This is a genomic window from Cupriavidus sp. H39 (genome assembly GCF_050271075.1).
GTDB classification, from domain to species: domain Bacteria; phylum Pseudomonadota; class Gammaproteobacteria; order Burkholderiales; family Burkholderiaceae; genus Cupriavidus; species Cupriavidus necator_B.
In genome coordinates, this window is sequence record NZ_CP189848.1 from 732,035 (window position 1) to 746,689 (window position 14,655).

The following is a 14,655-nucleotide window of genomic DNA, read 5'->3' on the forward strand; positions in this document are numbered from 1 at the left end:
CCTTATTCCGCGCTGGCCGCGCTACCCTGCATCGCCGCCTGGCCCTGCTGCACCGCGCGCACGATGTTGTGGTAGCCGGTGCAGCGACACAGGTTGCCTTCCAGGTGCGCGCGGATGGTGGCGGCGTCGGCGCCCGGATGTTCCTGCACCAGCGCGGTGGCGCTCATCACCATGCCGGGCGTGCAGAAGCCGCATTGCAGCCCGTGGCATTCGCGGAAGGCCTCCTGCATCGGATGCAGTCCGTTACCGGCCTTGTCCCCGGCAAGCCCTTCGATGGTGGTCACGGTGGCGCCGTCCGCCTGCAGCGCCAGCAGGTTGCACGACTTGACCGCCCGGCCATCCAGGTGGACCGTGCAGGCCCCGCATTGGGCGGTGTCGCAGCCGACGTGGGTGCCGGTCAGGCGCAACTGCTCGCGCAGGAACTGGACCAGGAGGGTGTTGGGTTCTACCTGCGCGTCAACGGGCTTGCCGTTGACCGTCAGGCGGATCGGAATCGCCATGCTTGTCTCCATGTGGGGTGGACGCGCATGACCAATTCCAGAACCCCGAAAGCCACTGCGCGGGACTGGCCACGACGCGGTACTGCCGCTTGGTACTGCCGCTTGGAACGGCTATAGGACGGCTAATTCGTGATATTGGTGCTGCCGCTGCAACTGCTGAGGGTGCGCCGGCGCACGCTGCGGCCGGCGCGTTGGCACGGCCGGCGAACGATTGGCCGCGACAGGCTCTAACAGTTAATCACAAATCCAGCACAGGTGCCATGTGGTTTGCCCGCCCCCCGTCCGGGGCACGGCCGGCTAGAATGAGCCGCGCCACCGGCCCTGTCCCCTTACATGGAAGCCTTCTTCGACTGGCTGTTTGAAACCGTTGCCTTGCCCAAGGTAGGCCTGCCCGCGATCTTCCTGGTCAGCCTGGTATCGGCGACCCTGCTGCCGCTGGGCTCCGAGCCCGCGGTGTTTGGCTACGTCAAGCTCAATCCGCAGATGTTCTGGCCGGCGATCCTGGTGGCCACCGCCGGCAACACGGCCGGCGGCGCGATCGACTGGTGGCTGGGCTACGCCGCCAAGCTCGCACTGGTGCGCTACCACAAGCGGCGCCGCGCGCGCGAGCACGAGGCCGAGCACCTGCAGCACCGCGCCCACGCACGCAAGCCGCCCAAGCCCAAGCTGGACGCGCGCTACTTCCGCTGGATGCGGCGGCTCGGTCCGCCCACGCTGCTGCTGTCGTGGCTGCCCGGCGTTGGTGATCCGTTGTGCACATTGGCAGGCTGGCTGCGGTTGTCGTTCTGGCCCAGCCTGGCCTGGATGGCGGTCGGCAAGTTCCTGCGCTATCTGGCCATGACCGCCAGCCTGCTGTGGATACCGGATAGTTTTTGGCAGAACATTGCGCATACGGTGAAGGCCTGGTTCTGATCACCGTGCCGCCGGCGCCATTGCAGAGGCCCATCCGGCCCGCCGCTCAGGCGCTAATCCCTTGTTCCGACAAGGATTCCGCCATGCTGCGGTGCGGCGAAACCAGGGGTTGCAGTACAATCGCCCTTTAATGAACGATTCGCGCACAGTCCCCGTGCGCAGCAGGAAGCGGTCCCCCAATGAACGCCCCACTCGTGCTCGACGCCAAGCTCGCCGCGCAGGACGCCCCGCCGCGCCTGCGTGAAATTCCCTATAACTACACGTCCTTCTCGGACCGCGAGATTGTCATCCGCCTGCTCGGCGAGGAAGCCTGGCGCATCCTGGACGAGCTGCGCAGCGAGCGCCGCACCGGCCGCTCCGCGCGCATGCTGTACGAGGTGCTGGGCGATATCTGGGTGGTGCGCCGCAACCCCTACCTGCAGGACGACCTGCTGGAAAATCCCAAGCGCCGCCAGATGCTGGTCAGCGCACTGCACCACCGCCTCTCCGAGATCGAAAAGCGCCGCGCCGCCGACCGTGCCGAGCACGCCGAGCCCGCCGCCGAGGACCGCTCGCACCGCGTGGAGCAGCTGGTCGCCTTCGCCAAGCAGGCGATCGAGGACTTCAAGAACGAATTTGCCGCCGCCTACGACCTGCGCAAGCGCGCGCAGCGCGTGCTGGGCCGCGTCACGCAGAAGGACAACATCAAGTTCGATGGCCTGTCGCGCGTGTCGCACGTGACCGACGCCACCGACTGGCGCGTGGAATACCCGTTCGTCGTCCTGACCCCGGATACCGAGGAAGAGATCGCCGGCCTGGTCAAGGGCTGCTTCGAGCTGGGCCTGACCATCATCCCGCGCGGGGGCGGCACCGGCTATACCGGCGGCGCCGTGCCGCTGACGCCGATGAGCGCGGTGATCAATACCGAGAAGCTGGAACAGCTGGGTCCGGTTGAGCAGACCGACCTGCCGGGCGTGTCGCACAAGGTTGCGACCATTTTCTCCGGCGCCGGCGTGGTGACGCGCCGCGTGGCCGATGCCGCAGACAAGGCTGGCCTCGTGTTCGCGGTCGACCCGACTTCCATCGACGCCTCGTGCATCGGCGGCAACGTTGCCATGAACGCCGGCGGCAAGAAGGCCGTGCTGTGGGGCACCGCGCTGGACAACCTGGCGTGGTGGCGCATGGTGGACCCGGAAGGCAACTGGCTGGAAATCACCCGGCTGGACCACAACCTGGGCAAGATCCACGACGTGCCGGTGGCGACTTTCGAGCTGAAGTGGTCGGACGGCAACCGCGCCCCGGGCGAGAAGGTGCTGCGCACCGAGACGCTCGCCATCGAAGGTCGCAAGTTCCGCAAGGAAGGCCTGGGCAAGGACGTCACCGACAAATTCCTCGCCGGCTTGCCCGGCGTGCAGAAGGAAGGCTGCGACGGCATCATCACCAGCGCGCGCTGGATCCTGCATCGCATGCCGAAGTACATCCGCACCGTGTGCCTGGAGTTTTTCGGCCAGGCGCGCGACGCGATCCCCAGCATCGTCGAGATCAAGGACTACCTTGACGCCGAGACGAAGAAGCCGGGCGGCGCCATCCTGGCCGGCCTGGAGCACCTGGACGAGCGCTACCTGCGTGCGGTCGGCTACGCCACCAAGAGCAAGCGCAACGCGTTCCCGAAGATGGTGCTGATCGGCGATATCGTCGGCGACGACGAAGACGCCGTGGCGCGCGCCACCTCGGAAGTGATCCGCATGGCCAACGGCAAGAGTGGCGAGGGCTTTATCGCCGTCAGCCCCGAGGCCCGCAAGAAATTCTGGCTCGACCGCTCGCGCACCGCTGCGATCGCGAAGCACACCAACGCCTTCAAGATCAATGAAGACGTGGTGATCCCGCTGAACCGGATGGGCGAATACACCGACGGCATCGAGCGCATCAATATCGAGCTGTCGATCAAGAGCAAGCTGCAGCTGGTCGATACGCTGGAAGCGTTCTTCGCGCGCGGCAACCTGCCGCTGGGCCGCAGCGACGACGCCAACGAAATCCCCAGCGCCGAGCTGCTGGAAGACCGCGTCCAGCACGCGCTGACGCTGCTGCGCGAGATCCGCGCGCGCTGGCGCTATCTGCAAGACCATCTGGACACGCCGCTGGCGCAGGCCAAGGCCTCGCTGATCGGGCACGGGCTGGGCCTGCTGGGGCAGGAGTTCGAGGCGCGGCTGCAGCAGCAGCCGGACGCCAGCGTATTCCACCTGCTGCAGGACCGCACCATCCGCGTGTCGTGGAAGACCGAGATCCGCGCCGAGCTGCGCAAGATCTTCAACGGCGGCGAGTTCAAGCCGATCCTGGACGAAGCCCAGAAGATCCACAAGCAAGTGCTGCGCGGCCGTGTCTTCGTGGCGCTGCACATGCACGCCGGCGACGGCAACGTGCACACCAATATCCCGGTCAACTCGGACGACTACGACATGCTGCAGGACGCGCACCGCGCGGTGGCCCGCATCATGGACCTGGCGCGTTCGCTTGACGGCGTGATCTCGGGCGAGCACGGCATCGGCATCACCAAGCTGGAGTTCCTGACCGAGGAAGAGATCGGCGACTTCCGCGCGTACAAGCAGAAGGTCGACCCGCAGGGCCGTTTCAACAAGGGCAAGCTGCTGCCCGGCGCCGACCTGCGCAATGCCTACACGCCGTCGTTCGGCCTGATGGGGCATGAGTCGATCATCATGCAGCAGAGCGACATCGGCGCGATTGCCGAGAGCGTCAAGGACTGCCTGCGCTGCGGCAAGTGCAAGCCGGTATGCGCCACGCACGTGCCGCGCGCCAACCTGCTGTACAGCCCGCGCAACAAGATCCTGGCGACGTCGCTGCTGGTCGAGGCCTTCCTGTATGAAGAGCAGACCCGCCGCGGCATCTCGGTCAAGCACTGGGACGAGTTCTCGGACGTGGCCGACCACTGCACCGTGTGCCACAAGTGCGTGACGCCGTGCCCGGTCAAGATCGACTTCGGCGATGTGTCGATGAACATGCGCAACCTGCTGCGCAAGATGGGGCAGAAGAAGTTCAACCCCGGCACCGCGGCGTCGATGTTCTTCCTCAATGCCACCAGCCCCGAGACCATCAACCTGACCCGCAAGGTCATGATCGACTGGGGCTACAAGGCGCAGCGCCTGGGCAACGACGTGCTGAAGAAGATCGCGAAGAAGCAGACCGCGCACCCGCCCGCCACGGTCGGCAAGCCGCCGGTGCGCGAGCAGGTGATCCACTTCATCAACAAGAAGATGCCGGGCAACCTGCCCAAGAAGACCGCGCGCGCGCTGCTCGACATCGAAGACAACGAGATCGTGCCGATCATCCGCGACCCCAAGGCGACCACGCCGGAAACGGAAGCGGTGTTCTACTTCCCGGGCTGCGGCTCGGAGCGGCTGTTCTCGCAGGTGGGACTGGCCACGCAGGCGATGCTGTGGCACGTGGGGGTGCAGACCGTGCTGCCGCCGGGCTACCTGTGCTGCGGCTATCCGCAGCGCGGCAATGGCCAGTACGACAAGGCCGAGAAGATCGTCACCGACAACCGCGTGCTGTTCCACCGCGTGGCCAACACGCTGAACTACCTCGACATCAAGACCGTGGTGGTCAGCTGCGGCACCTGCTACGACCAGCTCGCGGGCTATGAATTCGACAAGATCTTCCCGGGCTGCCGCATCATCGACATCCACGAATACCTGCTAGAGAAGGGCGTGAAGCTGGAGGGCGTGACCGGTACGCGCTACATGTACCACGACCCCTGCCATACGCCGATCAAGACCATGGACCCGACCAAGCTGGTCAACGACCTGATGGGCGGCAATACCGGCGTCGGCAAGATCGAGAAGAACGAACGCTGCTGCGGCGAATCGGGCACGCTGGCGGTGACGCGTCCTGACATTTCGACGCAGGTCCGCTTCCGCAAGGAAGAGGAAATGACCAAGGGCGCCGACAAGCTGCGGGCCGACGGCTTTACCGGCGACGTCAAGATCCTGACCAGCTGCCCGTCATGCCTGCAGGGGCTGTCGCGCTACAAGGAAGATGCGTCGGTGCAGGCCGACTACATCGTGATCGAGATGGCCAAGCACCTGCTGGGCGAGAACTGGATGCCCGAGTATGTCGCCCGGGCCAACGCCGGCGGTATCGAGCGCGTGCTGGTCTGAGTGTGGCCGGCGTCCGGGCTACTGATAGCTCATGGTGAAGGTCGCATTGGCGAGCGCCGACCCTGGCGTCAGCGGACCGGTGCGTATGTAGCGCGCCGCTAGCGGGATGTTCAGGGTGGTGGCGCCGGCAATGGTGCCGACGTTGAACTGATTCAGGTTCCCGGCAGTGGCCGAGTCGGGTCCGAAGCTCACCGGCGTGCCGTTGTAGAGGATCTGGTAGGCGACGCCGCCAGCGCCCGATCCTTGCCCGAGCGACAGGTTGCTGCCGGCGTTGCCAGGCTGGGTGGCGTCGGTGATGGTCATGGTGATTGCAGTCGCCCCGGAGCAACTGAGCGAGATATTGAAGCCGGTTCGTCCGGCGGTCGCACCGGCGGCCGGCAAGGCGGCAACGCTGACCGTCGGCATGTTCACCACCACCGACGTATTCTGTACGGCGCAGGCTGGCGCAACGATGTTGGTGTTGCCCGCCACCGCAAGCTGGTTCACGATCAGCGAGCCATAGCTGGCCTGGGCCAGCAGGGCCGGCAGGGTGATGGTGCCCGGCATCACCGGACCCGTCACGACGAATTGCAGCCGGTAGCGTCCCATCGGGCCGTAGGGCGTCGTGGAGGGGTTGGCGACGGCCTGTGAAGTCTGCGGCCAGACCAGCGCCGTGCTGTCGACATCGGGGGAGCCAGAAAGCCAGTTGGCCCAGCCGGTCTTGATGCCTATGCCGCTTACTGGCGTCCGGTACACATTGCCGTACCCGGGCACGGAGACCATGGGGCTCGTATAGCCCCAGTTCTGCATGACGGTGCCCGTGCAGAGAATGCTGGTGGGACCTGCGGTGACCCAGCCGGAATCGTAAAGAATGGTGCCCGCTGCGGTGTTGCGGGGCACGCTGAGTTGTACTGGCAATGAAATGGTTGCGATGCCGCGCGCTTTGCCGCTGACGAAGCTGCAATCGGCGGCTGCCGGTACGGACAGCAGCAGGGCCGCCAGCGCCAATGTGCACGACACGATGGCCCTGCGTAAGAGCGGGTGGTGGCGGTGAGGCATGGCCTTCTTTGACCTTGGCGAGGGAGAAAGAACCAGTATTCCAGCCCGAGGAAGGTAATAGAATCAGGCGTTACTTAAAACGCCCGATCACGGCGAGTGAGTGCTGCCGCTTTCGCCAACGACCACGGGCCCCGCCATAACCATGGAAAGATTCGCTTCATGAGCCGCTCCCCCAACTGCCCCCTGTGCGAAACCGATGGCGGCGAACTGGTCTGGATGGGCGACCGTGCCCGCCTGATCCTGGTCGAGCATGACCGTTTCCCCGGCTTCTGCCGCATCGTCTGGAACGACCACGTAGCCGAGCTGAGCGACCTCGGCGAGGCCGACCAGGCCTGGCTGATGCGGCTGCTCGCGCGCGTCGAGCGGGTGGTGCGCGAGGTCATGACGCCCGACAAGGTCAACCTGGCGGCGTTCGGCAACATGGTGCCGCACCTGCACTGGCATATCATTCCGCGCTACCGCTGGGACACGCATTTCCCGGAGGCGATCTGGGCCGCGCCGCAGCGCGCGGCCGACGCCGCGCGCGTGCAGGAACTGGCCAGCCGGCTGCCGGCGCTGCGCACGGCCCTGGCGCTGGTCGAAGCGAGCGACGCCTGAGGCCGCCAGCCAGCGACAAGCCGCGCGCGCGGAACCCGCGCAGGGCCCTGACCGTCTGAATGCTGTTGCCGCCGTGGCCCGCCACGGTATCCAGAACAACAAGCCCGGCCGGCTACGCTGGCGGGCCAAGCGCTGCCGCTATGTCCTCCACTCCGACTTCCGTCACCGTACCGGGCCCCGCCGTACCGGCCAGGGCCCTGAAGATCCAGAGCCGCCTGCGCATGAGCGCCACCTGGGCGCTGATCAAGCCTTACTGGAAATCCGAAGACCGCGTCGCCGGGCTTGGGCTGCTGGCGCTGGTGGTGGTGCTTAACCTGGGCATCGTCTATATCAACGTGCTGCTCAACGAATGGAACCGCGTGTTCTACAACGCGCTGGAGCAGCGCGACTATGCCTCGTTCAAGGTATTGCTGCTGCGCTTCTCGTGGATCGCCGCGTTCTTTATCGTCGCGGCGATCTCGCGCCAGTACTACACCATGATGCTGCAGATGCGCTGGCGTACCTGGATGACCGGCCGCTTCATGGGGCACTGGCTGGGACACCAGGCCTACTACCGCATCGAGCAGACCCACGCTACCGACAACCCCGACCAGCGGATTGCCGATGACCTGCGCCTGTTCACCGACGGCGCGCTGTCGCTGTCACTGGGCCTGCTCAACTCGGTGGTGACGCTGCTGTCCTTCGTCGGCATCCTGTGGACCGTGTCCGGCCCGATCAGCTTTGCGCTGGGTGGCACCGAATGGACCATCCCGGGCTATATGGTGTGGTTCGCGGCAGGCTATGCGGTGATCGGCTCGCTGGTGGCGCACGTGGTCGGCCGCCCGCTGATCGGCCTGAACTTCCAGCAGGAGCAATACGAAGCCGACTTCCGTTTCACGCTGGTGCGCCTGCGCGAGAACAGCGAACCGGTGGCGCTGTACCGCGGCGAGCCGACCGAACAGGCCGGCCTGCGCGCGCGCTTCGACCGCATCCGCGCCAACTGGAACCAGCTGATGCGCTATACGCGGCGCCTGACCTTCGTCAGTTCCGGCTATGCGCAATTCGCCATCATCTTCCCGATCCTGGTGGCGGCGCCGCGCTACTTTGCCGGCAAGATGACGCTGGGCGGGCTGATGCAGACCAGTTCGGCCTTTGGGCAGGTGCAGGGCGCGCTGTCGTGGTTTGTCGACAGCTATGCCACGCTGGTGGGCTGGAAGGCGGCGGCCAACCGCCTGATCGACTTCCAGGAAGCGATCCGCGTGGCCGAGCGCCAGGAAGCATCGCATGACGGCAGCCGCGATATCGAGGTGGCCTACCATGGCCGGCCACAGGAGGGCATCGCCATCGACGGCCTGGCATTGGCGTTGCCGGTGCGCGCCGCGCGCGGCGCGGCGGTGGGCCAGCGGCCGCTGGTGGCGCCGTTCTCGCTGGCGGTGGCGCCGGGCGAACGCTGGCTGGTCAGTGGCCCGTCGGGCTGCGGCAAGAGCGTGCTGTTCCGCGCGCTGGCCGGGATCTGGCCGTATGGCAGTGGCACCGTGACCATGCCGGAAGACAAGCGCCGGCTGTTCCTGCCGCAGCGCAGCTACCTGCCGATCGGCACGCTGGCCGATGCCCTGGCCTACCCGGATGCCGGCACCGAGCACAGCAAGGAAGTCCTGCAGGCGGCGCTGCGCCAGACCCGCCTGGCGGCGCTGGCGGACCAGCTCGACGTGTTCGACAACTGGTCGCTGCGGCTGTCGCCGGGCGAGCAGCAGCGCCTGGCCTTTGCGCGCGCGCTGCTGCAGAAGCCGGACTACCTGTTCCTCGATGAAGCCACCAGCGCGCTGGATGAAGACACCGAGCGCGCCATGTACCAGCTGATGGTGCAGCAGTTGCCGCAGGCCGCCATCGTCAGCATTGCGCACCGCAGCACCGTGGCCGCGTTTCACCAGCGCCGGCTGCGCTACCTGCCGCAGGACGAGGCAGCGGCCCGGGCTGCGCAAGCCGGCGAGCCTGGGGTAAGCTATCGGGTCGTATGCGAAGCGTGACGCGGGGCTGCCGCGGCAGCCAGCGTCGCATTGCGCGGCAATCACCCTCAGGAGCGCCCGTTACCGGGCTGCGATCACCATGGCAGGCCTGGAAAAAGATACCCCCCATCCCACCGCGCTGACGGTCCACACGCAATCGCGCGTGCTGGAGATCGGCTTCGACAACGGCCGCAGCTTCCGGCTGCCGTTCGAGCTGCTGCGCGTGTATTCGCCCTCCGCCGAAGTCCAGGGCCATGGCCCGGGGCAGGAGGTGCTGCAGACCGGCAAGCGCGAGGTCGGCGTCGACGCGGTCGAGCCGGTCGGCAACTACGCCATCCAGATCCGCTTTTCCGATGGCCACGACACCGGCATCTATTCCTGGGACCTGCTGTACCGCCTGGGCGACAACCAGGACGCGTTGTGGCAGGACTACCTGCAGCGCCTGGAAGCGGCCGGCGCGGACCGCGACACCCCGATGCCCGCCGCCGGCGGCGGGCACGCCTGCGGCCATCACTGAGCCGCCCCCGACAATCCTGGAGTCTTGAAAGATGAGTGAAACCCACTTCGGGTTCGAGAAGGTCGACGAAACGGAAAAGGCCGGCAAGGTGGCCGGCGTGTTCCATTCGGTGGCCAGCAAGTACGACGTGATGAACGACCTGATGTCGGGCGGCATGCACCGGCTCTGGAAGATGTTCACCATTGCCCAGGCCGGCGTGCGCCCGGGCCACAAGGTGCTGGACATCGCCGGTGGCACCGGCGACCTGGCCAAGGCGTTCGCCAGACAGGCCGGCCCGACCGGCCAGGTCTGGCTGACCGACATCAATGAGTCGATGCTGCGCGTCGGCCGCGACCGGCTGCTGAACCAGGGCATCGTCACGCCGGTGGCGCTGTGCGACGCCGAGAAGATCCCGTTCCCCGACAACTACTTCGACCTGGTCACGGTGGCCTTCGGCCTGCGCAACATGACGCATAAGGACGCCGCGCTGGCCGAGATGCGCCGGGTGGTCAAGCCCGGCGGCAAGGTCATGGTGCTGGAGTTCTCCAAGGTCTGGAAACCGCTGGAGAAGGCCTACGACGTCTATTCTTTTAAGGTGCTGCCGTGGCTGGGCGAGCGCGTGGCAGGGGATGGCCCCAGCTATCGCTATCTCGCGGAATCGATCAGAATGCATCCAGACCAGGTCTCACTTGTACGCTTGATGGAACATGTGGGCCTGGAAAAGGTCGAATACTTCAATCTGACGGCCGGAGTGGTGGCGCTCCACGTCGGGCGCAAGTACTAGAAGCATTGAAATCGCCATGCCTCGCCCCAAGATGGGGTGAAACTGACAGGGGATAGCAGAATATGTCGTCATTTCGTGGAAAATTCCTGGTTGGGTCGCTGATTACCGCGCTTGCCCTCGGGATGGTGTTCGACGCCAATGCCAAGCGCATGGGCGGTTCGCGCAGCATCGGCAAGCAGTCGTCGACGGTCACGCAGCAGCGCCAGCAGGCGCCGCAACCGACTTCGCCGACCCAGCAACCGGCACAGCAGCCGAACCAGGCAGCCCCGGCCACCGCCGGTGCCGCCGGAGCGGCCGCCGCCGCGGCGCCCAAGCGCAACTGGGGCGGCATCCTGGGCGGCATCGCCGCCGGCCTGGGCATCGGCTGGCTGCTGTCGCACTTCGGCCTGGGCGGCGCGGCGCTGGGCTTCCTGTCCAACCTGATCCTGATCGCGCTGGTGGCGTTTGCCGCGATCTGGCTGATCCGCAAGTTCCGCGGCGGCAGCAAGCGCAGCCCGCAGCCGGCCTACGCCGGTGCCGGCAATGCACCGAACCTGGGCCACAATGCCGAGCCGATGTTCCGCGGCGAGCCGACGCCACTGTCGTCGGGCACCTCCTCGGGTAGCCCGTCGGCCAGCCCAGTGCTGCCGGCAACGGCAGCCCCGGTCGCAGCCGACGCCGTGGCACAGCAGCCGTGGGGCGTGCCGGCCGACTTCGACACCGAAGCCTTCCTGCGCAACGCCAAGGTCCACTTCGTGCGCCTGCAGGCCGCATGGGATGCTGGCAACCTTGACGACATCCGCGAGTTCACCACGCCGGAGATGTTCGCCGAGATCAAGATGGACCTGGCCGAGCGCGGTGCCGAGGTCAACAAGACCGACGTGGTCACGCTGGAAGCCCAGCTGCTCGGCATCGAGTCGGCGCCGGCGCAGCACCTGGCCAGCGTGCGTTTCTCGGGCATGATTCGCGAAAAGGCGGGCGAGGCGGCGCAGCCGTTCGGCGAGGTCTGGAACCTGGCCAAGCCCGCCACCGGCACCGGCGGCTGGCTGCTGGCCGGGATCCAGCAAGAGTCCTGATGCCGCACCCCCGGCGGTGATGCGCCGGGGGTAGTAGCTTAGAATGGAGGCCCACGTGAAAGCGTGGGCCTTTTTGTTGCGACGCCGCCCCGCGCGTCGCCACCTGCCCGCCAACCGCGCTGTCATGAATACTCTGCCTTCCGCCCTGGCCACGCCTGCCGTCTCGGCACTGAACCACCTGCTCGAGCAGGAGCCGTGGGCCCGCAACCAGCTGGCGCCGTTCGCCGGGCGCGTGATCCGCTTCGATGCCGCCGCCTTCGAACTGTCGCTGAAGGTGACCGAACACGGCTGCACGGAGCTGGCGCCCGCGGCCGAGGCGCCCGCGGTGACGCTGCGCGTGCCGGTGCAGCAGTGGCCGCTGGTGGCCGCCGACGTGGCCGAAGGCGGCCAGGCCGCCGCCATGCGCCATGTCCGCATCGAGGGCGATGCCGAACTGGCCAATACGGTGTCGACGCTGGCGCGCAACCTGCGCTGGGACGCCGCCGAGGACCTGTCGCGCGCGCTGCGCGGGATCCTGGGCGGGCCGGTCAGCGACAGCGTGGCGCAGCGCGTGGTCGACGGCGTGCGCGAGGTTCATGCCCAGGCCACGCGCGTCGGCCGCGCGCTGGTGGACAACGTCACCGACTACCTGCTCGACGAACACCCGACGCTGGTGCGCCACGCCGCGCTGGACGAGTTCGGCGCCGACGTGGGCCGCCTGCGCGACAGCCTGGCGCGGCTGGAGAAGCGCCTGGAACGGCTGGAGCGAGGCGCCACCCCGCCCGCGCCGGGGCCGTCCGGCAAGCTGCCGTCGCCGCACCGCTGAGCCGGCCGCGCCGCGCCTTCATCCACCAACCTGACTGCCTGCCCGGCCCTGTGAAGACTCCCGAATGACCCGCCTCCTGCGCCTTGGCAAGATCCTCTTCGTCATCCTCTACTATGGCCTGGACGAGCTGGTGCTCTCGGGCTTCAGCAGCCGCCGGATCCGCTTCCTGGTACGCGTCATCACCATCGGGCGCAAGCTCGACATGCCGCGCGGCGTGCGGCTGCGGCTGGCGCTGACACGGCTGGGCCCAATCTTCGTCAAGTTCGGCCAGGTGCTGTCCACCCGGCGCGACCTGATGCCGCCCGACATTGCCGACGAACTGGCCAAGCTGCAGGACCAGGTGCCGCCGTTCGATTCGGTGGTGGCGGTCAAGATCATCGAGCGTGCGCTCGGCCGGCCGCTGGACCAGTTGTTCGAGACCTTCGAGCATCAGCCGGTGGCCAGCGCCTCGATCGCGCAGGTGCACTTCGCCACGCTCAAGGGCGGCCCCTGCCACGGCCGCGAGGTTGCGGTCAAGGTGCTGCGCCCCGGCATGCTGCCGGTGATCGACAGCGACCTCGCGCTGATGCGCGACATGGCCACCTGGCTCGAGCGCTTCTGGGCCGATGGCAAGCGGCTGAAGCCGCGCGAGGTGGTGGCCGAGTTCGACAAGTACCTGCACGACGAGCTCGACCTGATGATCGAGGCGGCCAACGCCAGCCAGCTGCGCCGCAACTTTGCCGACACCAGCCTGCTGCTGGTGCCCGAGGTGTTCTGGGACTGGTGCAGCAGCACGGTGTTCGTGATGGAGCGCATGCACGGCATCCCGATCTCGCGCACGGAATCGCTCAAGGCCGCCGGTGTCGACATGCACCAGCTGGCGGAGGAGGGCGTCGAGATCTTCTTCACCCAGGTGTTCCGCGACGGCTTCTTCCATGCCGACATGCACCCCGGCAACATCCTGGTGTCGGTGCAGCCCGAGACCTTCGGCCGCTATATCGCGCTGGACTTCGGCATCGTCGGCGCGCTGTCCGAATTCGACAAGAACTACCTGGCACAGAATTTCATCGCCTTCTTCCGCCGCGACTACCACCGCGTGGCGCTGCTGCACGTGGAATCCGGCTGGGTCCCGCCCGAGACCCGCGTCGAAGAACTTGAAAGCGCGGTGCGCGCCTGCTGCGAGCCGTACTTCGACAAGCCGCTGAAGGAAATCTCGCTCGGCATGGTGCTGATGCGGCTGTTCCAGACCTCGCGCCGCTTCAATGTCGAGATCCAGCCGCAGCTGGTGCTGCTGCAGAAGACGCTGCTCAATATCGAAGGGCTGGGCCGCCAGCTCGATCCGGACCTGGACCTGTGGAAGACCGCCAAGCCGTTCCTGGAGCGCTGGATGCACGAGCAAGTGGGCTGGCAGGGGGCCTGGGAGCGGATCAAGGTCGAGGCACCGCTGTGGGCCAAGATGCTGCCCGACTTCCCGCGCCTGGCGCACCAGTTCCTGGAGCGGCGCGCGCTGACCAGCAACGGCGAGCAGGACAAGCTGCTGGCGATGCTGGTGCTGGAGCAGCGCCGCACCAACCGGCTGCTCGGCACGGCGGTGCTGCTGGTGGGCGGCTTTGTCGCCGGCATCGTGCTCACCCACCTGCTGGGCTGGGCGGGCTACTGGTAAATGCAGCCCCGGCAAGGGGACGGGAGGAGACCGATGAGCGATGCCACGAAGCCCGTGCCCAGCTTCACCACGCGCAACGCCGGGGAACCGGCGTTCTGGGACGAGCGTTTCAAGGAGGGCTTCACGCCCTGGGACCTGGGCGGCGTGCCCGAGGAATTCCGCTGCTTTATCGAAGGCCAGCAGCCGCGTCCCACGCTGGTGCCCGGCTGCGGCAACGGCTGGGAGGCGGCGTGGCTGTTCGAGCGCGGCTGGCCGGTAACGGCGATCGACTTCTCGGCGCAGGCGGTGGCGTCGGCACGGCGCGCGCTGGGGCCGGCCGGTGCCGTGGTGCAGCAGGCCGACTTCTTTGCCTTCACGCCAGAGCCGGCGTGCGAGTTGATCTACGAACGCGCCTTCCTGTGCGCGCTGCCGCCGGCGATGCGGGCCGACTATGCCGCCCGGGTGGCGCAGCTGCTGCCGCCGGGCGGGCTGCTGGCCGGCTACTTCTACCTGGGGGAAAGCCGCGGCGGGCCGCCGTTCGCGATGCCGGCCGAGGCCCTTGACGCGCTGCTGGCTCCTGCCTTCGAGCGCGTCGAGGACCGCCCCTCGGCCGCGCCGCTGCCTGTGTTCCAGGGGCAGGAGCGCTGGCAGGTCTGGCGCCGGCGAGGCGGCTGAAGCCCCCACCGGCCAGCCCCTGTGGTGAAGGCG

At 67.2% G+C, this 14,655-nt stretch carries 12 protein-coding genes; 10 read left to right on the forward strand and 2 right to left on the reverse strand.

Annotated features, from left to right (window positions below):
* Positions 1 to 2: 2 nt before the first annotated feature.
* Positions 3 to 500: a (2Fe-2S)-binding protein gene (locus ACOCMH_RS18855; protein WP_427312501.1), complete on the reverse strand. Its 498-nt coding sequence runs from the start codon at positions 498 to 500 to the stop codon at positions 3 to 5.
* A gap of 333 nt (positions 501 to 833) precedes the next feature.
* Between ACOCMH_RS18855 and ACOCMH_RS18860 the strand changes: the two genes are divergently transcribed.
* Both ACOCMH_RS18860 and ACOCMH_RS18865 read left to right on the forward strand, forming a co-directional pair.
* Positions 834 to 1,412: a YqaA family protein gene (locus ACOCMH_RS18860; RefSeq protein WP_427312502.1), complete on the forward strand. Its 579-nt coding sequence runs from the start codon at positions 834 to 836 to the stop codon at positions 1,410 to 1,412.
* A gap of 179 nt (positions 1,413 to 1,591) precedes the next feature.
* Positions 1,592 to 5,566 carry a DUF3683 domain-containing protein gene (locus ACOCMH_RS18865; RefSeq protein ID WP_427312503.1) on the forward strand — a complete coding sequence of 1,325 codons (3,975 nt, stop codon included), beginning with the start codon at positions 1,592 to 1,594 and terminating at the stop codon, positions 5,564 to 5,566.
* An 18-nt stretch (positions 5,567 to 5,584) separates the two neighbouring features.
* Here the strand turns inward: ACOCMH_RS18865 and ACOCMH_RS18870 are convergent, their stop codons facing one another.
* Complete coding sequence (locus ACOCMH_RS18870; RefSeq protein WP_427312504.1) at positions 5,585 to 6,604, reverse strand: fimbrial protein; 1,020 nt, start codon at positions 6,602 to 6,604, stop codon at positions 5,585 to 5,587.
* 159 nt (positions 6,605 to 6,763) lie between these two features.
* On the opposite strand from ACOCMH_RS18870, the gene ACOCMH_RS18875 reads away from it, so the two are divergent.
* The 8 genes from ACOCMH_RS18875 to ACOCMH_RS18910 all read left to right on the forward strand — a co-directional run bounded on the left by ACOCMH_RS18875 (position 6,764) and on the right by ACOCMH_RS18910 (position 14,622).
* Positions 6,764 to 7,201, forward strand: coding sequence for an HIT family protein (locus ACOCMH_RS18875; RefSeq protein ID WP_427312505.1), 438 nt, complete (start codon positions 6,764 to 6,766; stop codon positions 7,199 to 7,201).
* 140 nt (positions 7,202 to 7,341) lie between these two features.
* Entirely contained in the window at positions 7,342 to 9,207 is a 1,866-nt protein-coding gene (locus ACOCMH_RS18880) for an ABC transporter ATP-binding protein/permease (RefSeq protein ID WP_171514211.1), read from the forward strand.
* Positions 9,208 to 9,286: 79 nt separating this feature from the next.
* Positions 9,287 to 9,703 (forward strand): gamma-butyrobetaine hydroxylase-like domain-containing protein, encoded by a 417-nt coding sequence (locus tag ACOCMH_RS18885; protein ID WP_012351720.1) that lies wholly within the window; start codon positions 9,287 to 9,289, stop codon positions 9,701 to 9,703.
* 31 nt (positions 9,704 to 9,734) lie between these two features.
* Positions 9,735 to 10,466 carry a bifunctional demethylmenaquinone methyltransferase/2-methoxy-6-polyprenyl-1,4-benzoquinol methylase UbiE gene (gene ubiE / locus ACOCMH_RS18890; RefSeq protein ID WP_171514209.1) on the forward strand — a complete coding sequence of 244 codons (732 nt, stop codon included), beginning with the start codon at positions 9,735 to 9,737 and terminating at the stop codon, positions 10,464 to 10,466.
* Positions 10,467 to 10,528: 62 nt separating this feature from the next.
* Complete coding sequence (locus ACOCMH_RS18895) at positions 10,529 to 11,521, forward strand: Tim44 domain-containing protein (RefSeq protein WP_427312506.1); 993 nt, start codon at positions 10,529 to 10,531, stop codon at positions 11,519 to 11,521.
* A 124-nt stretch (positions 11,522 to 11,645) separates the two neighbouring features.
* A complete protein-coding gene (locus ACOCMH_RS18900; RefSeq protein ID WP_427312507.1) occupies positions 11,646 to 12,326 on the forward strand; it encodes a ubiquinone biosynthesis accessory factor UbiJ in 681 nt (226 codons plus the stop codon).
* A gap of 64 nt (positions 12,327 to 12,390) precedes the next feature.
* Complete coding sequence (ubiB, locus tag ACOCMH_RS18905) at positions 12,391 to 13,968, forward strand: ubiquinone biosynthesis regulatory protein kinase UbiB (protein ID WP_427312508.1); 1,578 nt, start codon at positions 12,391 to 12,393, stop codon at positions 13,966 to 13,968.
* A 33-nt stretch (positions 13,969 to 14,001) separates the two neighbouring features.
* A complete protein-coding gene (locus ACOCMH_RS18910; protein ID WP_427312509.1) occupies positions 14,002 to 14,622 on the forward strand; it encodes a methyltransferase domain-containing protein in 621 nt (206 codons plus the stop codon).
* Positions 14,623 to 14,655: the final 33 nt, after the last annotated feature.